Raw genomic sequence first — 24,945 nt, 5'->3', positions numbered from 1 at the left:
CTGGAGAGAAACTCATGTCTGTCCTCACTGTTGAAGAACTGCACGCTGCCCTGGCACTCCGCGACCTCACCGATCCCGCCCAGGGACCACACGCCGTCCAGTTGATCGTCGACTCGATCCGTACGTCGCTCGGCGCCGCCTGGCCGTACACCGAGATCTGGACCCGCCGCGACCATCCCGTCGTATCGCTGGCCGACAACTACGACAACCTCGGCTACGCGACCGACGCGGTCACCCGCGAGGCTCGCTACACCCGCTACGTCTCGGACACCGAAGTACTGCGAAGTCACACGTCCGCGATGATCCCGCCCGCGCTACGTGAGCTGGCGAAGTCCGACGCATGCGATGTGCTGATGATCTGCGCGGGCATCTGTTACCGCCGCGACTCGGTCGACTGGCAGCACACCGGCACCCCGCACCAGCTCGATCTGTGGCGGATCAGCCGCAACGTCACGCTGGGGGAGCCGGAGCTGGAGGAGATGATCGCCCGCCTGGTCGACACGATCCTCCCGGGCCAGACCTACCGCACTGTGCCGGCCGTGCACCCGTACACGATCCATGGCCGTCAGATCGACGTGCTGCTGGACGATCAGTGGATCGAGATCGGCGAGTGCGGAGTCGCGGCGCCGCATGTCCTGCGCATGGCCGGCCTGGACGAAAGCTGGACCGGCCTCGCGATGGGACCCGGCCTCGACCGGCTCCTGATGCTCCGCAAGGGCATCCGGGACATCCGCCTGCTCAGGTCGACCGAGCCGCGGGTGGCGAGCCAGATGCTGGATCTCTCGCCGTACAAGCCGGTCTCGTCCATGCCGCCGGTACGACGCGACCTCTCGGTCGTAGTCGGAGCGGAAGCCGACGTGTCGGCGGAGGTCCTCGGCGACAAGGTCCGTGCCGCGCTCGGCCCGGATGCCGATGCCGCGGAGTCACTGGAGGTGCTGGGCGAGACGTCGTACGACGACTTGCCGACGGCTGCGCGCGAACGCCTCCAGTTGACGCCGGGTCAGCGGAATCTGCTGGTCAGGCTGGTCCTCAGGCCGGTCGACCGCACGCTCACCGATGCGGAGGCCAATTCCCTGCGGGACAAGGTGTACCGGGCCCTGCACGAAGGCCCGGTGATGGAGCTCATCGCCTCTTGAGTTCGCGGGCCGCGACCACGAACGCGCAGACGGCCAGAGGCAGCTCCAGCAGCAGGGCCTCGGTCAGCGAGAGGGTGCGGTCGAAGCCTGCCGACGCGGTACTCACGTCGAACCAGGCGTCGGCCGTCAGCAGCGTCCCGGCGGCCATCGCGGTCAGAGCGGCGTACCTGTTGCGGTTGTGCAGCAGGTACGCCGTGAGGCCCGCGGCGATCGCTGTGCCGCAGTCGAGCCCGATCCAGGTGAGCTTCCAATGGCCGGCCTGGTAGGTGCTCGGCAGCGTGGCCGCGAGGATCAGGCACCACGGAAGCAGCACGGCCGCGACGCCGGCGGCGACCAGCGCGGCCAGACCTTGAGGGGACCGGCGCGGGCGGATCCGGCCGTCCAGCCGGCCCTCGGCGATGTAGTCCTCGAGAGCGTCCGCGACGCGGTCGTCGATCGCGTCGCCGAGCTTGCCGTCCAGAGACTCGGAAGGTCTGTTGTCGAGTGTCGTCGTCATGTCTTCGAGCATCCCGGCGGCGGCCGTCGCGCACAGTCCGGTCAGCCCACGAACCGGGGTGGGGATAACCCCCGGCCGGATCCGTGGGATGTCCTCATGCCGGCTGCCCGCCCGAACGACGTAAGTTGTGACGGCAAGCAGGCGCTGACATGGGGAGGTGGTCCGGGTGACGGTTGCTGCGAACCCGGTTCCCCGGGCTCCGTGGCGGCTGTGGCGTTCGCCGTACTTGTGGTTGGCAACGATCCACCTGCTCGGTGACGCGGTGGTCGTGCTCACCTCCGGCCTGCTGGTGCTGCTCACGGTCTGCGTCGCGTTGCTGGCCCTGCCGCTCGCGTACGTCGGAATCCCGTTGACCGTCGGTGCGAACCGGTTCGTGTACGTGGTGGCCGGCTGGGAGCGGGCCCGGGCACGGATCACCCGCGGGCAGGTGATCCCGGCGTTGATCCCGCCGCCGACGGCCGGGTCGCGGATCGCGGACGCGAGGCTCGCGGTGACCGACCAGGGGATGTGGCGGCAGTTCCTGTACTACGCGCTGCTGTTGCCGCTGGCAATCGTCTGGGTCCTGCTGATCCTGCTCGTCTGGTCGGTGCCGCCGGTGCTGATCGCGCTGCCGGCCTACTACGACAAGTTCGCTGCGTCCCAGGCGCAGCTCGGGCCGTTCGTGATCGACTCGGTCAAGACCGCCACTGTCGTGGCGATCGTCGCGGCGTTGTTCCTCCTGGTGGCATCGCCGTTGCTGATCCGAGCGGCATCGACCCTGGACGGCGAGCTCGCGCGCGTTCTGCTCGGCCGGTCCGAGACCGGTGCCCTGTCCGAGCGCGTCACGCAGCTGGTGACGAGCCGGCAGCAGGTGGTCGACTCGGCCGAGGCCGAGCGGCGGCGGATGGAGCGCGACCTGCACGACGGCGCCCAGCAGCGGCTCGTCTCGCTGGCGATGACCCTCGGACGGGCGAAGAACCGCCTCGGGGACAGGGAGCCGACAGTGCGCACGCTGATCGAGGAGGCGCACTCGGAGGCGATGCAGGCGATCGCCGAGATCCGCGACCTGACCAGGGGACTGCACCCGCCGGTCCTGACCGATCGCGGTCTGGACGCGGCGCTGTCCGCGGTCGCGGCCCGCTCGCCGGTCCCGGTCCGGCTGCGTGTCGACGTACAGCCCAGGCCGTCGCTGACGATCGAGTCGATCGCGTACTTCGTGGTGACGGAGGCGCTGACCAACGTGGCCAAACATGCAGAGGCAGCACAAGCGGAGGTGCAGGTGACACGGGTCGGCGACGTACTGCGGGTCGAGGTGCGTGACGACGGACAAGGTGGCGCCGATCCGGCCGGCGGCAGCGGATTGCGCGGCCTGGCCGATCGGGTGGCCGGTGTGGACGGACGACTCATGGTGGACAGCCCGCCCGGTGGCGGGACCACGCTGATCGCGGAGGTCCCCTGTGGCTGAGCTGCGGGTGGTGATTGCCGAGGACTCGGTGCTGCTGCGGGAAGGCATCGTGCGACTGCTGGAGGAGCAGGACTGCACGGTCGTCGCGGCGGTCGGTGACGGCGACGCGCTGCTGAAGGCGGTCGAGGCGCATCGGCCCGACGTGTGCGTGGTCGACGTACGGATGCCGCCGACCTTCACCGACGAAGGACTGCGCGCGGCGCTGGTGATTCGCGAGCAGTACGCGGACGTCGGCGTGCTGGTGCTCTCGCAGTACGTCGAGGAGCGGTACGCGAGTGAACTGATCGGTGGCAACCCGGGCGGTGTCGGGTACCTGCTGAAGGACCGGGTCGCCGATGTGGATCAGTTCATCGACGGGCTGCGGCGGGTCGCGGGCGGTGGCGCCGCGCTGGATCCGGAGGTGATCTCGCAGCTACTGGTGCGTTCGCGGCGGGTCGATCCGCTGGCGGTGCTGAGCCCGCGGGAACAGGACGTTCTCCGCGCGATGGCCGAGGGCAAGTCGAACGGCGGGATCGCGCAGGCCCTGGTCGTGGGTGAGGGCGCCGTGGAGAAGCACATCAGCAACATCTTCCTGAAGCTCAACCTCACGCCGACCGACGGCGAGCATCGCCGCGTGCTCGCGGTCCTCAAGTTCCTGGAAACCTGATGACGAGCGCGCAGCGGAAGATGCTGATCATCGGACTGGTCCCGGTGCTGGTGCTGGTCGTCACCGGCGCCGCTGTGACGGTGTCGCTGATCCGCGGGAAGTTGCCGTACAGCTACTCGGCCTCGTACGCGCCCGGGCCGCAGGGCGTGAAGGTGGTGTCCGACGTGTCGCTGCAGCTGTTAGCGAGCGCCGACGGACAGGTGCATGTAGCGGTCGACGGTTCGTACGCCGTCGCGCAGCCCAGCGTGAAGGTGTCGACGCTCGGCGGCGTGCTCGACGTGGAGACCGGTTGTCCCGATGTGCACTGCGACGTCGAGGTGACGGTCGAGGTGCCCGGCACGTCCGCCGTACAGGCCAAGACCGACGGGACGTCCATGAATGCGGTCGGGGTCGCTTCACCCCTGAACCTGGAAGCCAACGACGGTTCGATCACGCTGACCCGGCTGCGGAGTCCACGGGTCTCCGTCGACGCCGTGCACGGCTCGGTCGACATGCTCTTCGACAGCGCTCCGGACCAGGTCAACGCCACCGCCAGCGACGGTTCGGTGACGGTGCAGGTGCCGGATACGACGACGTACGCGATCGACGCGCTGGCGGCTCAGGGCTCGACCGAGGTCAACATCCCCAACGACCCCAGCTCGTCGAACCGCCTCTACCTCCGGACCAGCTACGGCAGCATCACCGTCCACTAACTAGAGGGCTGCGCAGAAGGCCTTCGCCTTGGTGGTGATCGAAGACCAGTTGGCGGCGGCTACGTCGGCGGGGGACACGACATCGGTGCCCGCGCTGACGGCGAGGGCGCCGGCGGCGAGGAAGTCGTGTGCGTTGGTGGCGTTGACGCCGCCGGACGGGATCAGCGGTACGCCGGGGAACGGGCCGTTGAGATCCTTGAAGTACTTCGGGCCCAGGTGGTGGGCGGGGAAGATCTTCACCGCGGTCGAGCCGAGTGCCAGCGCGGTCATCACCTCGGACGGCGTGAAGGCGCCGAGTACGACGGGGATCCCCGCGGCGCGCGCCGCGTCGGCGATACCGGCCGCCTCGAGGCCCTGGCCGGGCGTGACGAGGAACTGGGCACCGGCGTTGATCGCCTGAGTCGCCTGGTCGGCCGTCTGTACGGTGCCGGCGCCGACGACGGCTCCGGTCTCGGCGGCGGTGGACGCGGCGCGTTCCAGGTGCCGTGGCAGGTCGGGGGTGGTGTACGTGAGCTCGACGACATGGATGCCGCCGGCAACCAGTGCGGCGCAGAGGTCGCGGGCGTCGGAGATCTCCGGTGCGCGGACGACGGTCAGCACCCGGTCGGCTCGAAGCAGCTCCAAGGTGTTCACGACAGGTTCCTCTCAGCTCGGGGTACGGCGAAGGGCGTGGCCGGGGCGGGCGGTGGTTCGGTGCGAGTCGTCGATGACGGCGGTGCCGTTAACGAAGACGTACGGGATGCCCTCGGCCTGCCGGCGCGGCTCGGGGAACGTAGCCGCGTCGCGGATCCTGTCCGGGTCGAACAGGACCAGGTCGGCGGCGTACCCCTCACGGACGAGGCCCCGGTCGGGCAGGCGGAGGCGGCGGGCGGGGCGGCCGGTGAGGTGGTGGATGCAGTCGGCGAGCTCGAGTACGCCGAGCTCGCGGACGTACTGCGCCAGGTATCGGGGGAAGGTGCCCCACGAGCGCGGGTGGGGTTTGCCGCCGACCAGGATCCCGTCGGAGCCACCGGTGTGCGAGCGGTGCTGCATGATCGCGCGAACGTTCTCCTCGTGGCCGACGTGCTGCAGGATCGACGTGGCGAGGTCGTCGCCGATCAGGATGTCGAAGAAGATGTCCGCAGCGGGCGTGCCTGAACGCTCCGAAAGCTCGGCGATCGTGCTCCCGACGGCGTCGGACAACAAGGGGTTGCGTACGCCGCCGATCTCGATCGTGTCCCACTCGACGACGCAGCCGTGGCAGCCGTCCGAGCCGACCTGCTCGAGCTCGTAGGTGATCCGCGAGCGTGCGTCCGGATCGCGGAGCCGGGACAGCAACGCGTCCGGCCCGCCCTCGGCCGTCCAGCTCGGTAGGATCGCGGCCAGGGTAGTTGCCCCAGGCAAGTATGGATACGTGTCGGTGGTGAGATCGACGCCGCTCGCGAGCGCCTCGTCGATCATCGCGACGAGCTCGACCCCACGGCCGGCGTTGGGCCCGAAGTTCATCACCGCATGCGTGAGGTGCAGCGCGCAGCCGGCCCGACGTGCCACGTCGACCATCTCGCCGTACGCCTCGAGGGCACCCTTGCCGTACGAGCGTTGATGCGGGGCGTAGTACCCGCCGTACTGCGCGACGACCTCGCACAGCGCAACCAATTCATCAGTGTCGGCGAACATGCCTGGCGTGTAGGTCAGCCCGCTGCTCATGCCGACCGCGCCCTGGCGTAATCCGTCGGCGAGGAGCCGCTTCATCTCGTCGAGCTCGGCCGAGGTCGCCGGACGGTTGGACGTGCCAACGACCATCATCCGCAGCGTGCCCTGCGGGACCAGGTACGCCGCGTTGCAGGCGATGCCGTCGTCGAGGCGGTCGAGGTACCCAGCGACGGTCGACCAGCTGAAGTCGAAGTCGTCCGGTTCACCGTTCCAGCCGGCGATCTGACGGCGTACGACGGCCCGCGTCGGATCGTCGATCGGGGCGAACGAGAGCCCGTCCTGGCCGAGCACCTCCAGCGTGACGCCCTGGCTGACCTTCGCGGTGTGGTCGGGGTTGACCAGGATCTGCAGATCGGAGTGCGAGTGCATGTCGATGAAGCCGGGCGACAGCACCAGTCCGTCGGCGTCGATCGTCCGGTCCGCGGCCGGCAGGTCGTGGCCGATGGTCACGATCCGTCCGGCATCGACCGCGACGTCGGCGCGATACCCGGGGGACCCGGACCCGTCGATGACCAGGGCCCCCGTGACGAGTAGGTCGGTCATCTCAGAAGAACGTCCGGACCAGGTCGACGATGACGGGGTCGGCCGCGTCCGGGTCGTCGATGACCGGGATCAGGCCCCACTTGTCGAACGCCGTACAAGGATGGGAGAGGCCGACGCGGAGTTCGTCGCCGATCACCACCGACTGCTCGTCGCCGAAGTGCAGGAAGCCGTGCTGGTCGTTCAGGTTGGTGACCGTCATCCCGGTGGCCGGCAGGATCGGCGATCCCTCGGACCGCGGCCGGATCAGCTGCGGCTCGGGCCAGTCCTGGTCGAACGGGAAGTCGCGACGGCCGCCGTCGAAGATCGCCAGGCCGGGCTCGGGCTGGGAGGTGATCCGCATCCAGCCGTGCATCGCCGGGACGAGCTGCTCGCCGTCCGTCCGCGGGTGCTCGCCGAGCGGGGACACCCGGCGGTACAGCCCGTCGTCGTGGGTGATGTACGCGCCGGACCGCAGGACGACCCGGGCGCCGTCGCCCGCCTCGGAGGCGAGGATCTTCGCGACCTGCTCGAAGTACTGACTCCCGCCCGCGCTGACGAGCGGCACGACGTCGGCGTCGTACACGCCCTTGAGCCGGTGGTGGACCTCGGCCAGGTCGCGCAGGTACGCGCGGACCTCCTCGAGGTTGGCCTCGTCGACGCCATGGCCGATCGCGCCTTCGTACCCGGCCACGCCGACGAGGCGCAGCGTCGACGCCTCGGCGATCGCGTGCCCGACGGCGAGGGCGGTCTCGGCGTCGCGAGCACCGGTCCGGCCGCCGATGCCGCCGACCTCGACCATCACGTCGAGCGGGCGCGCATCCGGGCCGACGTACGCCGACCGCGCCGCCTCCATGATCTCGACGGTGCGGACCGAGTCCGCCCACACCGTCACCTCGAACGACGGATCGGCCGCGAGCTCGTCCGCGATCCAGCGCAGCTGCAGCGGCGAGATCACCGCGTTCGCGATCAGCACCCGCTGTACGCCGAACGCGCGGGCGACGCCGAGCTGGAAGCCGTTGGCGAGGGTGATCGCCGAGGCGCCGGAGTCCAGCTGCATCGCCCAGAGCGCGGGCGCCATTGTGGTCTTGCCGTGCGGCGCGAGCTCGACGCCGTGACGCTTGCACCAGGTGTCGAGGGTGTCGACGTTGTGCCGCAGGCCGGGCGCGGACAGCGTCATCAGCGGGGTGGGCAGCTGGGAGAGCGGTGGCCGGTCGGCGACGATCTCGGCCACGGTCCGGCCCCAGAAGCCGGGCGGCAGGGCCTTGTCCCGCCAGCTCACCTGCTGGTCAGCGAGAGCGGCGACGGCGGCGGCATCGTAAGCAGGCATCTGATCCCCTGGGGTCGAAGTTGCAGAATACGCAACGTTCATTGCGTATTCTGACTCGTCGGTTGTAGCATCGCGGCCAAAGTTGCGTCAACGCACCCCATCCCATCACCCCGCCGCCGAGGAGTGCCGATGCCCGAACCGCTCCCTGAGACGGCTGCCGTCTGCATCGGTGAGGCGATGATCATGCTGGCCGGTGGGCCGGGGCCGCTCGCGGATGTCGAGGTGTTCCGGCGGTCGGTCGGCGGCGCGGAGTGCAACGTGGCCGGCGGACTCGCCGCGCTCGGTGTGCCGACGACGTGGATCTCGCGGCTGGGTGACGACGGGTTCGGTCAGCATGTACTGCGGGACCTGCAGCAGCGGGGCGTCGACGTCGGGGGTGTGGAGGTCGATCCGGTCCGGCCGACCGCGCTGTATGTGAAGGAGTCGGAGGACGGCCGGTCGCGGATGCACTACTACCGGACCGGCTCGGCTGCCGCCGCTATGGCCCCTTCCTTCCTGGACCGCCCCGAGGTGCTTGGTCGACTCGCTCAAGCACGCATCGTGCACACGACCGGCATCACAGCGGCGATCTCCGAGAGCAGTGCGCAGATGCTGGAGAGGCTGGCCACGCAGCCGCGCTCGTTCCAGTTGAGTGTGGACCTGAACTGGCGGCCGATGCTGTGGCGGGACAAGGACCCGGCGCCGCTGTGGCGGTTGCTGAAGGCGGCCGACATCGTGCTGATCGGTGCGGACGAGGCCGAGGTCTTCGCGGGGACTGGTGATCCGGATGAGCTTTACGAGCGACTCGGGGCGCGCACCTTGGTCCTGAAGGATGATGCGCACACTGCGATGGTGCTCGAGCCGGACCGTCGCACTGAGGTCCCAGCGCTGACTGTTGACGTGGTCGAGACAGTCGGAGCGGGAGACGCGTTTGCTGCTGGGTTCTTGGCGGGCACGTTGCAGGAGCTGCCGATGGTGCAGCGGTTGCGGTTGGGGCATCTGACGGCGGCGGCTGTGCTGACGGCGCCGGAGGACCACGCGCCGCCGCCGGCGCCAGAGGTGCGGGAGCGGCTGCTGAACTGCACCGACGAGGAGTGGGCTGCTACGAAGATCGGCCCGGCATGAGTCAGAGCCTAGGTCGGGCCCTGCAGATCCTCACCAGTCTCGGTGAGGGCGAGCGGTCGCTGGATCAGCTCGCCACTGAGCTAGGTGTTCACAAGACGACGGTCCTGCGACTGCTGCGCACCATGGAAGCCGACCGGTTCGTACGGCGGGACGCCGCGCACCGCTACCGGCTGGGGTCGCGACTGTTCGCCCTCGCGGACGTGGCACGCGAGCAACACGTCGTACGCGAGGTCGCTGCGCCGCATCTGCGTGCGCTGAACCAGAAGACCGGCCAGACCGTCCACCTGGCCGCGTGGGAGAACGGCGAGGTCATCTACGTCGACAAGCTCGACAGCGTCCGATCGGTCCGCATGTACTCGCAGATCGGCGTGCCGGCTGCGCTGCATTGCACTGCTGTCGGGAAGGTCCTGCTCGCCGCACAGCCCAAGCGCCGGCGGGAGGCGTTGATCGAGTCGCTGGACTACCACGTGTACACGCCGAACACGATCACTGATCCGGACCGGCTGCGAGACGAACTGGACGCGGTCATGGAGCGTGGCTGGGCGCAGGACAAGGCTGAGCACGAAGCGTTCATCAACTGCATCGGTGCGCCGCTGAAGGACGGTACGGGCCGCGTTGTGGGGGCCGTGTCAGTGTCGGTTCCCGACGTACTGCTGAACTATGAGCAGGTGCTCGAACTGCTACCCGAGCTGCTCGCCACCGCCAACGCGATCAGTGCCGACTACAACTGAGAGGTGTCAGACCCGATGTCCGACAAGACCGTCGTCTCCACCACCGACGCGCCGCCGCCGATGCCCGTGTTCTCCCAGGGCGTCCGCAAGGGCAACATCCTGCAGGTGTCCGGCCAGGGGTCGGTCGACCCGGCCAGCGGCGACTTCGTGTTCCACGGTGACGTCAAGGCCCAGACCACCCGCGTCCTGCAGAACATCGAAGCGATCCTGAAGGCCGGCGGGGCGAGTTTCGACGACGTGGTGATGCTGCGCGTCTACCTCACCGAGCGCGACAACTTCGCCGCGATGAACGAGGCGTACGCCGAGTTCGTGTCGACCCGCACCCCGAGCGGTGTGCTCCCGTCCCGCACCACCGTCTTCACCGGTCTGCCGCTGCCGGACATGCTCGTCGAGATCGACGCGCTGGCCGTTCTCAGCTGATCCACCCGAAGCCCGGGCCCGAGTGGTCCGGGCTTTGGAATGCCCGCGCGCCTTCCCGTATCGCGGGATATGGTTTCGCAATGCAGGAAACGCGGGGTTCGGTGCAGTCCATCGATCGGGCTGTGGCGATCCTGCGGTGTTTCGACGCGCGTACTCCGGACCTCGGGATCAGTGATCTGGCCCGGGCGACCGGCCTGTCGACGAGCACGGTGCATCGGCTGTTGCTGGCGATGCAGGAGAACGGGCTCGTCCGGCAGACGGCCCACCGGCGGTACGCGATCGGTCCGCTGGTCGTGCAGCTCGCGCACAGCGGTGGGATTCCGGCCGGCCTGCGGGACGCTGCGATGCCAGTGCTCCGTGCACTCCGCGATGACACAGGGGAGACCGCGGCTGTGCACGAGCTGCTGCCGTCCGGGCAGCGCGTCGTACTGGACCAGGTCGAGAGTCACCACCAGCTGCGCCGTACCTACACGGAGTTCGGCCTGCCGGTCGCGTTACCGCTCGGTGCGCCGGGGAAGTCGCTGCTCGCGTTCTTGCCGTTCGAGCGGCAGCAGGAGGTCCTGAAGGGCCCGCTCGAGCAGGTGCAGCCGGCGACCATCACTGACCCCGACGTACTCGCCGAGCAGTTCGCCGACATCCGCAGGCGCGGGTACGCGATGTCGCGGACCGAGCGGACGGCAGGCATCTGCAGCGTGGCGGCGCCGGTGTTCGGCTACTCCGGGCAGGTCGCGGGTTGTCTGAGTGTGTCCGGCCCCGAGATGCGGATGCCGGTGGATCGGATGGAGGAGTTCGGGATGAGGGTCGTCGCGGGTGCCTGGTCGGTATCGGAGTTGCTGGGCGCCACCCCGGCCGCACGGGACCGCAGTACGGCGCTGGCCGGCGGCCGGTGATGTCCCAGGCCCGAAGCCTCCTCAAGATCGCCCCCGCGGTCTATCTGCCCGCGCTGCTGTACGGAATCGGTCAGGGCGCGATCGCGCCGGTCGTCGCACTGTCCGCGACACATCTCGGAGCCTCAGTTGCAGTCGCCGGTCTGGTTGTCGCTGCGGCCGGACTGGGCCAGGTGATCGGTGACATCCCGGCCGGTGCGCTGACGAACCGCATCGGTGAGCGCAGTGCGATGCTGGCGGCCACTGTGCTGGTTGCGCTCGCACTGGCTGCTTGTCTCGTCGTGCCGAACGTGTGGGGCCTCGCCATCGCGATCGGCTGCACCGGACTGGCCGGCGCGGTCTGGGGCCTTGCCCGCCAGGCTTATCTGAGCGAGGCCGTCCCGATCGAGCTGCGTGCTCGGGCGCTGTCGACCCTCGGCGGCGTCCAACGCATCGGCTCCTTCATCGGACCGTTCCTCGGCGCCGGTGCGATGAAGTTCCTCGGCACGGACGGCGCCTACTGGGTGCACCTGATCGCCGCGCTGCTGGCGTGCGGAGTCCTGCTGAGCCTGCCGGACATCGAAGGCCGCACCCGCGGCAGCCGTCCTGTTGCCGCACAGTCGACCTGGGTCGTCATCCGCGACCACTTCCCGGTACTGCGAACTCTCGGCGTCGGAGCGCTGCTGGTAGGTGCGGTCCGGGCATCGCGTCAGGTGGTGATCCCGCTGTGGGCCCTGCACATCGGACTGGATCCGCAGACGACCAGCATCATCTTCGGACTGTCCGGCGCGGTCGACATGCTGCTGTTCTATCCCGCCGGCTCGGTGATGGACCGGCTCGGGCGCAAGTGGGTCGCCGTACCGTCGATGTTCGTGCTGGGGCTGGCGCATCTCTTGCTGCCGCTCACGCACACCACGGTGACGCTGACTCTGGTCGCGCTGCTGATGGGGATCGGGAACGGGTTGGGGGCCGGCGTGATCATGACGCTGGGTGCGGACGCATCGCCGCCGGTTGGGCGGGCGCAGTTCCTGGGCGCCTTCCGGCTCTTCGCGGATACCGGGAACGGCGCTGGGCCGTTGCTGCTGGCGGGGGCGACCGCGCTCCTCGGGCTGGGGCCGGCGATCGTCATCATGGCGGGAACGGGGTGGGCCGCGGCCACGGCGATGCACCGCTGGATCCCACCGCATCCCCGGACGGAACAACCGGCCTGAGTAACCGATTTGGTCAAACAGGTGTCCACCAGGCACACTGGACTCTGCCGAAGACCGCTGGTTGCTGCCCCAGGGCAGCTGAAGGTCCCACTCAGGTGGGCGGCCCGCGTAGGTGACTTGGATAGTGAAGCATGTATGTTCACGCCCCTTGCGCCTGCGCAGGGGCGTTTCTCTTTTTGTCAGGGGTCCTAGGCGTGGAAGCCGATAGAAGGAGACCCCCATGGCGAGGCCGGACAAGGCAGCCGCTGTCGCGGAGCTGACGGACGAGTTCCGTAGCTCCAACGGCGCCGTGCTGACCGAGTACCGCGGTCTCACCGTTGCGCAGCTCAAGCAATTGCGAGTCGCGCTCGGTGACGACGTGAACTACGCCGTGGTGAAGAACACGCTGACCAAGATCGCGGCCAAGGACGCAGGTGTCGACTCGTTCGACTCGCTGCTCGAAGGCCCCTCCGCGATCGCCTTTATCAAGGGCGACCCGGTGGTTGCGGCCAAGGGACTGCGTGACTTCGCCAAGGCGAACCCCCTGCTCGTCATCAAGGGTGGAGTGCTGGAAGGCAAGGCACTCGGCTCTGACGAGATCAGCAAGCTCGCTGACCTGGAGTCGCGTGAGGTCCTCCTCGCGAAGCTCGCAGGTGCGATGAAGGCGGCCCCGCAGCAAGCGGTGTCGCTGTTCGCTGCTCCGCTGTCGCAGGCCGCGCGCCTGTTCGCGGCGCTGCAGGACAAGCTGCCGGCCGAAGCCGCCCCTGTGCAGGACGCAGTGGCGGACGAGGCACCCGTGCAGGACACGGTCGAGGCACCTGCCGAGGCGAGCACCGAGGAGACCGCTTCAGCCGAGAGCTGAGGCAGATCTCATCCGCAACACCCCATCAGTGATCACCAAGCAACATTTGTCAGGAAGGACCGCCATCATGGCGAAGCTCAGCACCGAAGAGCTCCTCGGCCAGTTCAAGGAACTGACCCTGCTGGAGCTGTCGGAGTTCGTTAAGGCTTTCGAGGAGGAGTTCGGCGTCACCGCCGCCGCCCCGGTTGCCGTTGCCGCTGCCCCGGCCGCGGGTGGAGGCGCCCCGGCCGAAGAGGCCGCGGAGCAGGACGAGTTCGACGTCGTTCTCGAGAGCGCCGGCGACAAGAAGATCCAGGTCATCAAGGAGGTGCGCGGTCTCACCAGCCTTGGGCTGAAGGAGGCCAAGGACCTCGTCGAGTCGGCCCCGAAGGCCGTCCTCGAGAAGGTCGACAAGGCTGCCGCGGAGAAGGCCAAGGAGGCCCTCGAGGGCGCCGGCGCCACCGTCACCCTGAAGTGACCTCGTTTACGCTCCGTCAAGGAGCGTAACGAATGTGTAGAGAAGGGCGGTCCCTGCAAGGGGGCCGCCCTTCTTGCATTTGGTCATGGTTAGGATCGCAACCGCTTGACAGCTAGGGGTTACGAAAAAACGTACTCGTGCGTAACCTAGGCCACTGCCCCGTCGTTGGAACCGGAGTACTCGTCGGTTCGGGGCCAGTCAGATCATTCCCGTGAGGAGGACCGGTGGGCGTAGAAGTCCGCGTCGAAGGTCTCACCAAGTCCTTCGGTAGCCAGCTGATCTGGGGCGACGTGTCCCTGACTCTGCCGGCCGGCGAGATCTGCGTGATGCTGGGCCCGTCCGGCACCGGGAAGTCGGTGTTCCTGAAGACGCTGATCGGGCTGCTGAAGCCTGACAAGGGGCATGTCTGGATCGAGGGCACGGACATCGCCACCTGCAGCGAGCGCGAGCTGTACGACATCCGCCGGCTGTTCGGCGTGCTGTTCCAGGACGGCGCGATGTTCGGCTCGATGAACCTCTACGACAACGTCGCGTTCCCGCTGCGTGAGCACACCAAGAAGTCCGAGTCCGACATCCGCTCCATCGTGATGGAGAAGATGGAGATGGTCGGTCTGGTCGGTGCCGAGCGAAAGCTGCCCGGCGAGATCTCCGGCGGGATGCGCAAGCGGGCCGGCCTGGCCCGCGCGCTGGTGCTCGACCCCGAGATCCTGCTCGTCGACGAGCCCGACTCCGGCCTCGACCCGGTCCGTACGTCGTTCCTCAACCAGGTGATGATCGACCTGAACGAGGCGTTCAGCCCGACGTTCCTGATCGTCACCCACGACGTGAACACCGCGCGGACGGTCCCGGACAACATCGGCATGCTGTACCACCGGCACCTGGCCATGTTCGGCCCGCGGGAGATGCTGCTGTCCAGCGAGGAGCCGGTGGTCCGCCAGTTCCTGAACGCGCAGATGGTCGGCCCGATCGGCATGTCCGAGGAGAAGGACGCCGACGAGCTGGCCGCCGAGGCCGGCCAGGAGCTGCCGCCGCTGCCGCCGATCCCGATCCAGCAGCTGCCCAGCAGCGGCATGCTCCGCCCGACCCAGCGCGAGCCGGGCGCCTGGTGCCGCGAGAACGGGGTCACCCCGCCACCGGGATCGTTCGAGTCGAATGTGGTGGGCGCCAGGTGACTGTGAGCGCTACCGCCCCCCTGAAGCACGCAGGTTCGCTGTTCGCCTTCGCACTCGACACCGGCCGGGCCACGTTCCGCCGGCCGTTCCAGCTGAAGGAGTTCCTGCAGCAGGCCTGGTTCGTCGCGAGCGTGACGATCATCCCGACCGCGCTGGTCGCGATCCCGTTCGGTGCGGTGATCGCACTGCAGGTCGGCGGCCTGATCAAGCAGTTCGGTGCGCAGGCGTTCACGGGCTCGGCCGCGGTGCTGGCCGTCGTACGGGAAGCGTCGCCGATCGCGACCGCGCTGCTGATCGCCGGGGCTGGTGGCTCGGCGATCTGTGCGGACCTCGGTTCGCGGAAGATCCGTGAAGAGCTCGACGCGATGATGGTGCTCGGTATCGACCCGATCCAGCGTCTCGTCGTACCGCGGGTGCTGGCGACGATGCTGGTCGCGTTCTTCCTGAACGGGTTCGTCAGCGTGGTCGGCGTGATGGGCGGCTACGTGTTCAACGTGGTCCTGCAGGACGGCACTCCCGGTAGCTACATCGCGAGCTTCACCGCCCTCGCGCATCTGCCCGACCTGTGGCAGGGCCAGGCGAAGGCGCTGGTCTTCGGGTTCATCGCCGCGGTCGTCGCGGCGTACAAGGGTGTCAACGCGGGCGGCGGACCGAAGGGCGTCGGCGACGCGGTGAACCAGTCCGTCGTGATCACGTTCATGCTGCTGTTCGTCGCGAACTTCTCGATGACCGCGATCTACTTCCAGCTCGTCCCGCCGAAGGGGGCGTGACGTGTCGGCCCTGATGGACAACCTGGTCAAGAAGCCGCTGAACTCGCTCGACCACCTCGGTGAGCAGCTCGCGTTCTACATCAAGGCGCTCGCGTGGTCCGGCAAGTCCGTCACCCGGTACCGCAAGGAGATCTTCCGGCTGCTGGCCGAGGTGACGCTGGGCACCGGCGCGCTCGCGGTCATCGGCGGCACGGTCGGCGTGATCACGTTCCTGGCCTTCTTCACCGGCACCGAGGTCGGCCTGCAGGGCTACTCGGCGCTGAACCAGATCGGTACGTCGGCGTTCGCCGGCTTCGTCTCGGCGTACATCAACACCCGTGAGATCGGCCCGCTGATCGCCGGGATCGCGCTGGCCGCGACGGTCGGCTGCGGTTTCACCGCGCAGCTCGGTGCGATGCGGATCAGCGAGGAGATCGACGCGCTCGAGGTGATGGCGATCCCGTCGCTGCCGTTCCTCGTCACCACCCGCATCATCGCGGGACTGATCGCCGTCATCCCGCTGTACGTGGTGGGTCTGCTCGCGTCGTACTTCGCGACCCGGCTCACGGTCACCACGTTCTACGGGCAGAGCACGGGCACGTACGACCACTATTTCCATCTGTTCCTGCCACCCGGAGACGTGCTCTGGTCGTTCGGCAAGGTGCTCGTGTTCTCGGTCCTGGTCATCTTGGTGCACTGCTACCACGGCTACCACGCGTCAGGCGGTCCGGCCGGTGTGGGCGTCGCGGTCGGCCGCGCAGTACGGACGTCGATCGTCGTCATCAACGTCGTCGACCTGCTGCTGTCGATGGCCATCTGGGGTACGACGACGACCGTGCGGCTGGCGGGATGACGTCATGACAAGACTGATCTCGCACAAGGTTCTCGGCGTCGCGTTCATCGGCGTGCTGTGCTTCCTGCTCTGGCTGACGTACGCGTTCTACGCCAAGGTCTTCACCAAGACCGTGGACGTCGAGCTGAAGACCAGCCACATCGGCCTGCAGTTGAACGACCACGCCGACGTGAAGCTGCGCGGGATCATCGTCGGCGAGGTCCGCGGCGTCTCCACCGACGGCGACGAGGCGACCGTCAAGCTGTCGCTGAAGCCCGACCAGGTCGACGAGATCTCCAGCGCCGTCAGCGCGCGGATCCTGCCGAAGACGCTGTTCGGTGAGAAGTACGTCGCGCTCGTGCCGCCGAACGGCCCCGAGGGCCCCCACATCAAGGCCGGCGACGTGATCAGCCGGGACAAGACCGCGGTCGGCATCGAGATCGAGAAGGTGCTGAACGACGCGCTGCCGCTCCTGCAGGCCGTCGACCCCGCGGACCTGAACGCCACGCTGAACACACTCGCGACCGCCCTCGAGGGCCGCGGCACCGAGATCGCCGGGACGCTGACCCAGCTCGACGGCTACCTGAAGAAGCTGAACCCGAGCATCCCCAAGCTGATGGACGCCCTGGTCAAGCTCACGCAGGCCTCCGATGTGTACGGCGACGCGACACCCGACCTGGTCCGGGCCCTGCGCAACCTGACCATCACCGGCAACACCGTGGTGGAGAAGGAGCAGCAGCTGCAGCAGTTCTTCGGCAACGTGCAGAACCTGTCGACGACCGGCAACGCGTTCCTGAAGGAGAACGAGGACCGCGTGATCCGGCTCGGCCAGGTCAGCCGGCCGGTGCTCGACCTGCTGGAGAAGTACTCGCCCGAGGTGCCGTGCTTCCTGCAGGTGATGGCCGACACCGCGCCGATCCTCAACGACACGTTCCGCGACGGCCGGCTGAACATCAACCTCGAGCTGATCACCAACCAGCCCACGCCGTACGAGCCGAACGAGCTCCCGGCCTACAAGGACCACCGCGGCCCGACCTGCGTCGGCCGGAACTACAGCGTCCCGGGGGAGAAGCCGGGCCCGTACAACCAGGAGAACCCGGCGCCGTACGTGACCGGTGACGACGGTGTGATCGGCGACCACAACAAGAACGAGCGCTTCCCGCTGAATCTGCAGCTGAACCGCGCGATGCCGGGGTTCGCGATGGACACCCAGGGCGTCGGTACGCCGGCCGAGCAGAAGGTCATCGATTCGGTCGTCGGCCCCGAGATGGGTCTCGCCCCGAGCGACGTACCGGACCTGACCACCCTGATGGTCGGCCCCCTGCTCCGCGGAGGCCAGGTGAATCTAAGGTGACCCCCCTCGACTGTTCGGCACGCATCTCCGGCGCCCAGGCGGGCACCTCGCTGCGTTGTCGTCGGCGCACGATGAAACCCGCATCGTGCACCTCCTCCGCCTTGCGATGCACCCACCTGGACACCGGAGCTGCGCACCAACAGCCGAGGGGGGTCACCCGATGACCTTCTTCGACAAGAAGACGACGTTCGACACCGTCCGGCTCGGGATCTTCGTGGTGGTGACCACGATCGCGACCGCGCTGCTCGCGGTGACGATCGGCAACATCACCTTCAACTCCACGACGAAGTACCGGGCCGTGTTCACCGACGCGGTCGGGCTGAACCAGGGTGACGACATCCGGATCGCGGGTGTGAAGGTCGGCCAGGTCGACAAGATCCAGCTGTACCAGAACACGTTGGCGATGGTGACGTTCAGCGTCGACTCCGACCAGGTCGTCGACACCTCGACGCACGCCACGCTGCGGTACCGGAACCTGGTCGGCAACCGCTACATCGCGCTGACCGACGGCGTCGGCGGTGGCGAGCGGCTGAAGAAGAACGGCATCATCCCGAAGGAGCACACGACTCCCGCGCTGGACCTGTCGGTGCTGTTCAACGGCTTCAAGCCGCTGTTCACCGCGCTGACACCGGCGGACGTGAACCAGTTCGCGTTCGAGGTGATCAAGGTGCTGCAGGGCGAGGGCGGCACGATCGAGTCGCTGCTGGCCAAGACCGCCTCGCTGACCACCACGCTGGCCGACGCGGACCAGGTGATCGGCGACCTGATCACGAACCTGACCTCGACGCTGCAGATCGTCTCGCAGCGGCAGCAGAACTTCTCCCAGTTGCTGGTCAACCTGCAGCAGTTCATCACCGGCCTGAGTCAGGACGTCACCCCGATCCTGAACTCGCTCGGCTCGATCAACTCGCTGAACACCAAGACCGCCGGCCTGCTGCAGCAGACCCGGGTGCCGATCAAGGCCGACCTGGACAAGCTGCGGATCACCGCCTCGACGCTCGACGACACCCAGGCGATCTGGGTGAAGACCCTGCAGTTCATGCCGCAGAAGCTGAACACGATGACCCGCACCGCGTCGTACGGCTCCTGGTTCAACTTCTACCTGTGCAACTTCGACGGCAACGTCACTTTGCCCACTGGCACTCGCATTCCGGTCGCGTACGACCTCAACTCGGCGAGGTGCAAGAAGTGAAGCCTTTCCGCGAGCAGAACCAGGTGACGATCGGCGTCATCGGGCTGACCGTGATCGGTCTGATCATGCTGGCCGCGTTCAAGGCGCAGGACCTGCCGCTGATCGGCGGCGGGACGAAGTACTCCGCGCAGTTCTCCGAGGCCGGCGGCCTGAAGCCGAACGACGAGATCCGGGTGGCCGGTGTCCGCGTCGGTAAGGTCCGCAAGGTCGAGCTCGAGGGCACCCACGTCCGGGTCGACTTCGTCGTCGACAAGGGCGTGAAGCTCGGTGACCAGACCGGCGCCGAGATGAAGATCAAGACCCTGCTCGGCCAGAAGTACCTGAAGCTCGACCCGGCCGGCCAGGGACAGCTCAAGCCCGGTTCGGAGATCCCGCTCGCGCGGACGATCTCGGCGTACGACGTCGTGGACGCGTTCACCGATCTGGCGAACACGACCGAGCGGATCAACACCGCGCAACTGGCGAAGGCCCTGGACACGTTGTCGGCGACGTTCAAGAACACGCCGGAAGAGGTGCAGGCCTCGCTGACCGGACTGTCCCGGCTGTCGCGCAACGTGGCCGCCCGGGACGAGCAGCTCAAGCTGTTGCTCCAGCACTCGAACGTGGTCACCAAGGTCCTTGCCGACCGCAACCAGCAGTTGATCAAGCTGCTGAAGGACGGCAACACCGTCTTCCAGGCCGTGCAGGCGCGGCGGGCGCTGATCCACCAGTTGCTGGTCTCGACGCAGCAGCTGGCCTCGCAGATCACCGCGCTGGTCCGGGAGAACCGCAAGGACCTCGCCCCGACGCTGCAGAAGGTCAACGCGGTCCTCGCCGTCCTGTTGCAGAACCAGAACTCCCTCGACGCGAGCCTCAAGGGCCTGGCGCCGTTCGTCCGGGTCTTCACCAACACGCTCGGCACCGGGCCGTGGTTCGACACGTACCTGCAGAACCTCGCGCCGGTCCCGGAGATCCCGCTGCCCAAGGTCCCGATCCCCGGCCTGCCGGCGATCCTGGGAGGTGGCGGCTGATGAAGGTCAACGCCCTGTCCCGGCTGATCGCGATCGGCGTGGTCGTGGTGATCCTCGCGGTCAGTGCCGTGACGTTGTGGCCGAAGCCCGACCGGGTGACGGCGACGGCGTACTTCCCGCGCGCGGTCTCGGTGTACCCCGGGTCCGACGTCCGGATCCTCGGCATCAAGGTCGGCGAGGTGGAGAGCATCACCCCGGCCGGGCGGACCGTCCGGGTGAAGTTCTGGTGGGACGCGAAGCACAAAGTCCCGGCGACCGCGAAGGCAGTGATCGCGTCGCCGTCGATCGTCGCCGACCGGTACATCCAGCTCACCCCGGTGTACTCCAAGGGTGCTGTGATGGCCGACGGCGCGCAGATCCCGATCGAGCGCACCGCCGTACCGCTGGAGCTCGACCAGATCTACCAGAGCCTGAACGACCTGTCCGTGGCGCTCGGCCCGAAGGGCGCGAACGACCAGGGTGCGCTGGCGCGGCTGCTGGACGTCTCGGCGAAGAACCTGAACGGCCAGGGCGCCAAGCTGAACCAGACCATCACCGACGTCTCGAAGCTGACCAGCACGCTGTCGGGCAACTCCTCGGCGCTGTTCAACACGATCCGGCAGCTGCAGACGTTCGTGTCCGCGCTGGCCGCCAACGACCAGCTGGTCCGGCAGTTCAACTCGAACTTCGCGTCGGTCTCGACCACCCTGGCCGGCGAACGGAAGGACCTGGGCGCCGCGCTGTCGCTGCTGGCGACCGCGCTCGGCGAGGTCGCGTCGTTCGTGAAGGACAACCGGGGTCTGGTGAAGACCACGGTCAGCCAAGCCACCCAGCTGTCGCAGATCCTGGTCAAGGAGAAGGCTGCGATCGCCGAGGTGCTCGACACCGCGCCGCTCGGCCTCGGCAACCTGGCCCGGATCTACAACCCGCAGTTCGGCACGCTGGACCAGCGCATCAACCCCGGTCAGCTCGACGATCCGGCGACGTTCATCTGCTCGATCCTGCTGCAGGCGAACCAGTCGATGTCGGCCTGCTCGGCCTTGAAGCCGGTCCTCGACGCCCTGGCCAAGCTGCCGCTGATCACCCAGCTGACCGGCGCCAACGCGCCCGTGAGCGGCGGCCCGGCCGGTACGCCGTGGGCTCCGCTCCCGAAGGCTCCGTTGAACAGCCCCGACCCGGTGGATCCGACGCTCGGGGGGTTGGTCAAGTGAAACGCCCCCGAATCCAACGCCGTACGTCGATCGTCGCCGGAGTGATCGCGCTCGCGACCCTGCTGACCGGCTGCGATTTCAGCGTGTATTCGCTGCCGCTGCCGGGCGGCGCGAAGATCAAAGGGCCGTCGTACACGGTCACCGTCGAGTTCGCCGACGTCCTGGACCTGGTGCCGAAGTCGACGGTGAAGGTGGACGACGTCACCGTCGGCACGGTCGAGAAGGTCTGGCTGGACGGGTACGTCGCGAAGGTGCGGATCAAGCTCCCGAAGAGCCTCGCGCTGCCGGACAACACGCACGCCACGATCCGGCAGACCAGCCTGCTCGGTGAGAAGTTCGTCTCGCTCTCGCGGCCGACCGGTTCGGAACGGCCGCGCGGCAAGCTCGAGAACGGCGAACTGATCCCGCTGTCGCGGACGACCAGCAACGTCGAGGTCGAGGAAGTCCTGTCCGCGCTCTCGCTGCTGCTGAACGGCGGCGGCGTGGCCCAGCTGCAGATCATCACCCAGGAGCTGAACAAGGCGCTGACCGGCAACGAGCCCGCCATCCGGGATGTGCTGACCCAGCTGAACACCTTCGTCGGCACCCTCGACCAGAACAAGGCGCGGATCGTCACCGCGATCACCTCAGTCGATGCGCTGGCCAAGAAGCTGAACGCGCAGAAGGCGACGCTGGCGACCGCGATCGACTCGCTGCCGAAGTCGATCGCGACCCTGGACAAGCAGCGGGCCGCGCTGGTCAAGACGCTGCAGGCGCTGGCGACGCTGGGCAACACCGCGACCCGGGTGATCACCTCGGCGCAGAAGGACCTGGTGGCCAATCTGCAGTCGCTGTACCCGATCCTGACCAAGCTCGCCGAAGCCGGCGCGAACCTGCCGAAGTCGCTGGAGCTGCTGTTCACCTACCCGTTCCCGGACCAGGCTGCCAACGCGGCGAAGGGCGACTACACCAACCTCGGGATCACACTCGACGTGAACACCCAGAAGGCGCTGAAGGGCCTGCTCGGGCTCAATCTGCCGACGGTCGGCCCGACGGCGCTGCCGACCGGCCGGATCAGCCTCCCGGTGCACCTGCCGACCAGCCCGGGCAAGAGTGGCGTGCTGCCGACCCTCCCGGTCCCGACCAGCACGGCGACGACCTGCATCACGCTGCTCGGGTTGCCGGTCTGTACGCCGCAGTTGAAGCGGTCCGGGTTCGATCCTGACCTGGCCCGCGCGCTGATGCCGGGGGCGGTCAAATGATCACCAGAGCGGTCCGGATCCAGTTGATGGTGTTCCTGCTGATCACCGTCGTCGGGGTCGCGTTCGTCGGCGCGAAGTACGCGCAGGTCGACAAGCTGATCGTCGACACCGACTACACCGTCAGCGCGAGCTTCGCCGAGTCCGGCGGGATCTTCTCCGGCGCCGAGGTCACGTACCGCGGCCAGCCGGTCGGCCGGGTGGGTCAGCTCAAGCTGCTGTCCGACGGCGTCGACGTGAACCTGGTGATCGAGAAGAAGTTCAAGATCCCGAACGACCTGATGGCCGTGGTCGCGAACCGGTCCGCGATCGGCGAGCAGTACGTCGACCTGCAGCCGCGCCGCGACGGAGCGCCGTACCTGCAGAACAACTCGAAGATCGCGCGCCAGGACACCGCCGTACCGATCGACACCACCGAGCTGCTGCTGAACCTCGACCAGCTGGTGAACTCGGTCGACAAGAACAGCCTGCGGACCACTGTCCGCGAGCTGGGCGAAGCCCTGAAGGGCAAGGGCACCGACCTGCAGAAGATCATCGACAGCTCCGGTCAGCTGATCGACACAGCGGACGCGAACGTGCTGCAGACGATCAAGCTGATCAACGACGGCGACACCGTGCTCGCCACCCAGGTGGCCAGCGGAGACGCGATCAAGACCTGGGCGAAGAACCTCGCGCTGCTGTCCGACACCCTGGTCAGCTCGGACTCGAACCTGCGCAAGGTGATCGACCAGGGCTCGCTCGCGTCCACCCAGCTCACCGGCCTGATCCAGGACAACCGCGCGGACATCGCGGTGCTGCTGGGTAACCTGCTGACGGTGAGCGAACTGACCGCGGTCCGGCTGGATGCCGTCGAGCAGCTGTTCGTCGTCTACCCGGCGGTGGCGATGGGCGGGTACGTCGTACCGGCCAAGGACCCGGGCACGGGGCACTACGACGCGCACTTCGGGCTGGTCGTCGGCCTGACCCCGCCGGCCTGCCGGCCCGGGTACGGCGGCACCACCAAGCGCGTCCCGCAGAACACCGCGAACACCCCGGCCAACACCAAGGCCGGCTGTACGGCGAGCCCGTCGAGCGGTATCAACGTCCGCGGCGCGCAGAACAAGCCGAGCCCGTCGTCGCGCGACCTGAACCGGACCGGCTACGGCGTCGGGTACGACCCGGCGACCGGCGAGGCCGGCGGGTCCGGCGGGATGCCGGCGCTGACGCTCGGCTCGACCGGCGGTCAGGAGGAGCTGCTCGGCAGCGACTCCTGGAAGGCCCTGATCCTCGGACCGGTGACGAGCAAGTGATGGCACGGAACGGCCGGATGATTCTGGCGTGGGCGCTCAGCGTGCTGCTCCTGGTGGCACTCGCCGGGCTGACGCTGGCGGTGGTCGGCCTGAGCAAGCAGCGGGCCGCCGACTCGCAGCGCGACGGCGCGATGAAGGCCGCGCGGCAGTTGGCGCTGGACTTCACGACGTACGACTACCAGACCTGGGACGCGGACTCGAAGCGGGTGCTGGACGACTCGACCGGGCAGTTCAAGCAGGAGTTCCAGTCCGGGATCGACGCCGTGAAGACCGATGTGGTGACCAACAAGGCGACCTCCAAGGGGGACGTGAAGGAGGCCGCCGTGGTCTCGAACGACAAGGACTCCGCCCAGGTGCTGGTGATCGTGAACGCGGTGGTGACGAACACGGCCTCGACCGACGGGGTCGAACGCCGGTACCGGATCAAGCTGGATCTGGTCCGGGAGAAGAACCACTGGCTGACCGCCGACCTCCAGGTGGTGGGCTGATGGCAGACAATCGCAATCGTCGGCCTCGCATCGCCGGCCAGCGCCGGCCGAAACCGAGCACCCAAGATGTCGCCGAGGGTGATCTGAAGATCACCGAGAGTGCTGCGAAAACCCCGGTCGAAGATGTGACACCAGCCACACCTGAGCCGGCGAAGCCTTCGAAACCGAAGCCAAAGGCCCCGATTGTCACGCAGCGTGAGCGGCGGCAGAGCGACGTACTGCTCGCTGCACTCGGCCTGGTCGTGGTCGTGACGCTGGTCGTCGCGGCCGTGCTCGGGGTGAAGGCGTGGCACGGGAAACAGGCCGAGGACGCCCGCGACCAGGCCGCCGTCGCGGGCCGGAAGGCAGCCGAGGTCGCACTCAGCTATGACTACCGTGACCTGGACAAAAGCTTCGCCGCGGCCCGCGCGACGATGACCCCGGACTTCGCCCAGAAGTTCGACGAGACCGCCAAGGTGGCCGGCGAGCTGGCCACCAAGACCAAGGCCACGGTGAAGGCCGACGTCCGCGAGGTCGGGGTCCGCGACGGCGACGCCGACCGGGTCACGCTGATCATCTTCGTCAACCAGACCACCACGAGCACGATCACGAAGGGTAGTCCCCGGGTGGACCTGAACCGGACCCGGTTCACAATGGTCCGAAACGGCGATCGATGGCTGGTCCAGGAGATCGCCGGACTGTAATCTCTAGGTGACTCCGCACCAAGAGGACGCTGGGTGGCTCGTGGGTGATCTACCCGCTGGAGACCCCGGGTCGGTCCTTGACGGAGAGGGTGGTCCAACGGCAAACTATTGGACCCCATTGGACAGGCTTGCCTGGATCATGTAGCCTATTGCTTTGCGCTGC

At 67.9% G+C, this 24,945-nt stretch carries 26 protein-coding genes; 22 read left to right on the top strand and 4 right to left on the bottom strand.

Annotated elements, in window-relative coordinates; translation table 11 throughout:
• The first annotated feature begins 14 nt into the window (after positions 1-14).
• The gene (locus OHA10_RS06040) at positions 15-1,136 is read left to right on the top strand and encodes a hypothetical protein (RefSeq protein ID WP_371405175.1); all 1,122 of its coding nucleotides are present in this window, start codon (positions 15-17) and stop codon (positions 1,134-1,136) included.
• On the opposite strand, the gene OHA10_RS06035 is transcribed toward OHA10_RS06040, so the two are convergent.
• On the bottom strand, positions 1,123-1,632 hold the full coding sequence (locus OHA10_RS06035; protein ID WP_371405174.1) for a hypothetical protein: 510 nt from the start codon (positions 1,630-1,632) through the stop codon (positions 1,123-1,125). The genes OHA10_RS06040 and OHA10_RS06035 overlap by 14 nt on opposite strands.
• Positions 1,633-1,798: 166 nt before the next feature.
• Here OHA10_RS06035 and OHA10_RS06030 point away from each other — a divergent pair, with 166 nt between their 5' ends.
• Genes OHA10_RS06030 through OHA10_RS06020 form a run of 3 tightly spaced genes read left to right on the top strand, consistent with a single transcriptional unit; the run spans position 1,799 to position 4,414 of the window.
• Positions 1,799-3,076: a sensor histidine kinase gene (locus OHA10_RS06030; RefSeq protein WP_371405173.1), complete on the top strand. Its 1,278-nt coding sequence runs from the start codon at positions 1,799-1,801 to the stop codon at positions 3,074-3,076.
• Between the two features lies 1 nt (position 3,077).
• Complete coding sequence (locus tag OHA10_RS06025) at positions 3,078-3,722, top strand: response regulator (protein ID WP_371407903.1); 645 nt, start codon at positions 3,078-3,080, stop codon at positions 3,720-3,722.
• Positions 3,722-4,414 carry a DUF4097 family beta strand repeat-containing protein gene (locus OHA10_RS06020; protein ID WP_371405172.1) on the top strand — a complete coding sequence of 231 codons (693 nt, stop codon included), beginning with the start codon at positions 3,722-3,724 and terminating at the stop codon, positions 4,412-4,414. Before OHA10_RS06025 ends, OHA10_RS06020 begins: the two co-directional genes overlap by 1 nt.
• On the opposite strand, the gene OHA10_RS06015 is transcribed toward OHA10_RS06020, so the two are convergent.
• Genes OHA10_RS06015 through OHA10_RS06005 form a run of 3 tightly spaced genes read right to left on the bottom strand, consistent with a single transcriptional unit; the run spans position 4,415 to position 7,955 of the window.
• Complete coding sequence (locus OHA10_RS06015; protein ID WP_371405171.1) at positions 4,415-5,047, bottom strand: bifunctional 4-hydroxy-2-oxoglutarate aldolase/2-dehydro-3-deoxy-phosphogluconate aldolase; 633 nt, start codon at positions 5,045-5,047, stop codon at positions 4,415-4,417.
• A 12-nt stretch (positions 5,048-5,059) separates the two neighbouring features.
• On the bottom strand, positions 5,060-6,649 hold the full coding sequence (locus OHA10_RS06010; RefSeq protein WP_371405170.1) for an amidohydrolase family protein: 1,590 nt from the start codon (positions 6,647-6,649) through the stop codon (positions 5,060-5,062).
• Between the two features lies 1 nt (position 6,650).
• On the bottom strand, positions 6,651-7,955 hold the full coding sequence (locus tag OHA10_RS06005; RefSeq protein ID WP_371405169.1) for an amino acid deaminase: 1,305 nt from the start codon (positions 7,953-7,955) through the stop codon (positions 6,651-6,653).
• A 129-nt stretch (positions 7,956-8,084) separates the two neighbouring features.
• Between OHA10_RS06005 and OHA10_RS06000 the strand changes: the two genes are divergently transcribed.
• The 18 genes from OHA10_RS06000 (at position 8,085) to OHA10_RS05915 (ending at position 24,782) form a co-directional block, all read left to right on the top strand.
• Positions 8,085-9,059, top strand: a complete 975-nt coding sequence (locus OHA10_RS06000; protein WP_371405168.1) for a sugar kinase — start codon at positions 8,085-8,087, stop codon at positions 9,057-9,059.
• Complete coding sequence (locus tag OHA10_RS05995) at positions 9,056-9,790, top strand: IclR family transcriptional regulator (RefSeq protein ID WP_371405167.1); 735 nt, start codon at positions 9,056-9,058, stop codon at positions 9,788-9,790. The genes OHA10_RS06000 and OHA10_RS05995 overlap by 4 nt, the downstream gene beginning before the upstream one ends.
• Positions 9,791-9,805: 15 nt before the next feature.
• Complete coding sequence (locus OHA10_RS05990) at positions 9,806-10,210, top strand: RidA family protein (protein ID WP_371405166.1); 405 nt, start codon at positions 9,806-9,808, stop codon at positions 10,208-10,210.
• Between the two features lie 80 nt (positions 10,211-10,290).
• Positions 10,291-11,100, top strand: a complete 810-nt coding sequence (locus OHA10_RS05985; protein WP_371405165.1) for an IclR family transcriptional regulator — start codon at positions 10,291-10,293, stop codon at positions 11,098-11,100.
• Positions 11,100-12,287 carry an MFS transporter gene (locus OHA10_RS05980; protein ID WP_371405164.1) on the top strand — a complete coding sequence of 396 codons (1,188 nt, stop codon included), beginning with the start codon at positions 11,100-11,102 and terminating at the stop codon, positions 12,285-12,287. Before OHA10_RS05985 ends, OHA10_RS05980 begins: the two co-directional genes overlap by 1 nt.
• 220 nt (positions 12,288-12,507) lie before the next feature.
• Positions 12,508-13,128 (top strand): 50S ribosomal protein L10, encoded by a 621-nt coding sequence (gene rplJ / locus OHA10_RS05975; RefSeq protein WP_137258631.1) that lies wholly within the window; start codon positions 12,508-12,510, stop codon positions 13,126-13,128.
• Between the two features lie 67 nt (positions 13,129-13,195).
• Positions 13,196-13,585 (top strand): 50S ribosomal protein L7/L12, encoded by a 390-nt coding sequence (gene rplL / locus OHA10_RS05970; protein WP_134107138.1) that lies wholly within the window; start codon positions 13,196-13,198, stop codon positions 13,583-13,585.
• A 224-nt stretch (positions 13,586-13,809) separates the two neighbouring features.
• Complete coding sequence (locus tag OHA10_RS05965; protein WP_371405163.1) at positions 13,810-14,757, top strand: ABC transporter ATP-binding protein; 948 nt, start codon at positions 13,810-13,812, stop codon at positions 14,755-14,757.
• Positions 14,754-15,527, top strand: coding sequence for an MlaE family ABC transporter permease (locus OHA10_RS05960; protein WP_371405162.1), 774 nt, complete (start codon positions 14,754-14,756; stop codon positions 15,525-15,527). The genes OHA10_RS05965 and OHA10_RS05960 overlap by 4 nt, the downstream gene beginning before the upstream one ends.
• A gap of 13 nt (positions 15,528-15,540) precedes the next feature.
• The gene (locus OHA10_RS05955; protein WP_371407902.1) at positions 15,541-16,359 is read left to right on the top strand and encodes an MlaE family ABC transporter permease; all 819 of its coding nucleotides are present in this window, start codon (positions 15,541-15,543) and stop codon (positions 16,357-16,359) included.
• A 4-nt stretch (positions 16,360-16,363) separates the two neighbouring features.
• Positions 16,364-17,692: an MCE family protein gene (locus OHA10_RS05950; protein WP_371405161.1), complete on the top strand. Its 1,329-nt coding sequence runs from the start codon at positions 16,364-16,366 to the stop codon at positions 17,690-17,692.
• Between the two features lie 160 nt (positions 17,693-17,852).
• Positions 17,853-18,884, top strand: coding sequence for an MCE family protein (locus OHA10_RS05945; protein ID WP_371405160.1), 1,032 nt, complete (start codon positions 17,853-17,855; stop codon positions 18,882-18,884).
• Positions 18,881-19,894, top strand: coding sequence for an MCE family protein (locus tag OHA10_RS05940; RefSeq protein ID WP_371405159.1), 1,014 nt, complete (start codon positions 18,881-18,883; stop codon positions 19,892-19,894). Before OHA10_RS05945 ends, OHA10_RS05940 begins: the two co-directional genes overlap by 4 nt.
• Positions 19,894-21,084 (top strand): MCE family protein, encoded by a 1,191-nt coding sequence (locus tag OHA10_RS05935; RefSeq protein WP_371405158.1) that lies wholly within the window; start codon positions 19,894-19,896, stop codon positions 21,082-21,084. Before OHA10_RS05940 ends, OHA10_RS05935 begins: the two co-directional genes overlap by 1 nt.
• Positions 21,081-22,325, top strand: a complete 1,245-nt coding sequence (locus OHA10_RS05930) for an MCE family protein (protein WP_371405157.1) — start codon at positions 21,081-21,083, stop codon at positions 22,323-22,325. Before OHA10_RS05935 ends, OHA10_RS05930 begins: the two co-directional genes overlap by 4 nt.
• Positions 22,322-23,611, top strand: a complete 1,290-nt coding sequence (locus OHA10_RS05925; protein ID WP_371405156.1) for an MCE family protein — start codon at positions 22,322-22,324, stop codon at positions 23,609-23,611. The genes OHA10_RS05930 and OHA10_RS05925 overlap by 4 nt, the downstream gene beginning before the upstream one ends.
• Positions 23,611-24,099 (top strand): hypothetical protein, encoded by a 489-nt coding sequence (locus tag OHA10_RS05920; protein WP_371405155.1) that lies wholly within the window; start codon positions 23,611-23,613, stop codon positions 24,097-24,099. Before OHA10_RS05925 ends, OHA10_RS05920 begins: the two co-directional genes overlap by 1 nt.
• Entirely contained in the window at positions 24,099-24,782 is a 684-nt protein-coding gene (locus OHA10_RS05915) for a hypothetical protein (protein WP_371405154.1), read from the top strand. Before OHA10_RS05920 ends, OHA10_RS05915 begins: the two co-directional genes overlap by 1 nt.
• Positions 24,783-24,945 lie beyond the last annotated feature (163 nt).

The organism is Kribbella sp. NBC_00662 (assembly GCF_041430295.1).
Taxonomy (GTDB): Bacteria; Actinomycetota; Actinomycetes; order Propionibacteriales; family Kribbellaceae; genus Kribbella.
This window is presented reverse-complemented; position numbering and strand designations above follow the sequence as displayed.

What these genes read in the sequence shown, in the direction of transcription:
- OHA10_RS06005 (WP_371405169.1), bottom strand. Translation starts at nt 7,955, where the DNA reads ATGCCTGCTTACGATGCCGCCGCCGTCGCCGCTCTCGCTGACCAGCAG.
- OHA10_RS05990 (WP_371405166.1), top strand. Translation starts at nt 9,806, where the DNA reads ATGTCCGACAAGACCGTCGTCTCCACCACCGACGCGCCGCCGCCGATG.
- OHA10_RS05945 (WP_371405160.1), top strand. Translation starts at nt 17,853, where the DNA reads ATGACCTTCTTCGACAAGAAGACGACGTTCGACACCGTCCGGCTCGGG.
- OHA10_RS06010 (WP_371405170.1), bottom strand. Translation starts at nt 6,649, where the DNA reads ATGACCGACCTACTCGTCACGGGGGCCCTGGTCATCGACGGGTCCGGG.
- OHA10_RS05985 (WP_371405165.1), top strand. Translation starts at nt 10,291, where the DNA reads ATGCAGGAAACGCGGGGTTCGGTGCAGTCCATCGATCGGGCTGTGGCG.
- OHA10_RS05935 (WP_371405158.1), top strand. Translation starts at nt 19,894, where the DNA reads ATGAAGGTCAACGCCCTGTCCCGGCTGATCGCGATCGGCGTGGTCGTG.
- OHA10_RS05980 (WP_371405164.1), top strand. Translation starts at nt 11,100, where the DNA reads ATGTCCCAGGCCCGAAGCCTCCTCAAGATCGCCCCCGCGGTCTATCTG.
- OHA10_RS05915 (WP_371405154.1), top strand. Translation starts at nt 24,099, where the DNA reads ATGGCAGACAATCGCAATCGTCGGCCTCGCATCGCCGGCCAGCGCCGG.
- OHA10_RS06000 (WP_371405168.1), top strand. Translation starts at nt 8,085, where the DNA reads ATGCCCGAACCGCTCCCTGAGACGGCTGCCGTCTGCATCGGTGAGGCG.
- OHA10_RS05950 (WP_371405161.1), top strand. Translation starts at nt 16,364, where the DNA reads ATGACAAGACTGATCTCGCACAAGGTTCTCGGCGTCGCGTTCATCGGC.
- OHA10_RS05995 (WP_371405167.1), top strand. Translation starts at nt 9,056, where the DNA reads ATGAGTCAGAGCCTAGGTCGGGCCCTGCAGATCCTCACCAGTCTCGGT.
- OHA10_RS05920 (WP_371405155.1), top strand. Translation starts at nt 23,611, where the DNA reads ATGGCACGGAACGGCCGGATGATTCTGGCGTGGGCGCTCAGCGTGCTG.
- OHA10_RS06035 (WP_371405174.1), bottom strand. Translation starts at nt 1,632, where the DNA reads ATGACGACGACACTCGACAACAGACCTTCCGAGTCTCTGGACGGCAAG.
- OHA10_RS05955 (WP_371407902.1), top strand. Translation starts at nt 15,541, where the DNA reads ATGGACAACCTGGTCAAGAAGCCGCTGAACTCGCTCGACCACCTCGGT.
- OHA10_RS06040 (WP_371405175.1), top strand. Translation starts at nt 15, where the DNA reads ATGTCTGTCCTCACTGTTGAAGAACTGCACGCTGCCCTGGCACTCCGC.
- OHA10_RS05925 (WP_371405156.1), top strand. Translation starts at nt 22,322, where the DNA reads ATGATCACCAGAGCGGTCCGGATCCAGTTGATGGTGTTCCTGCTGATC.
- OHA10_RS06020 (WP_371405172.1), top strand. Translation starts at nt 3,722, where the DNA reads ATGACGAGCGCGCAGCGGAAGATGCTGATCATCGGACTGGTCCCGGTG.
- rplL (WP_134107138.1), top strand. Translation starts at nt 13,196, where the DNA reads ATGGCGAAGCTCAGCACCGAAGAGCTCCTCGGCCAGTTCAAGGAACTG.
- rplJ (WP_137258631.1), top strand. Translation starts at nt 12,508, where the DNA reads ATGGCGAGGCCGGACAAGGCAGCCGCTGTCGCGGAGCTGACGGACGAG.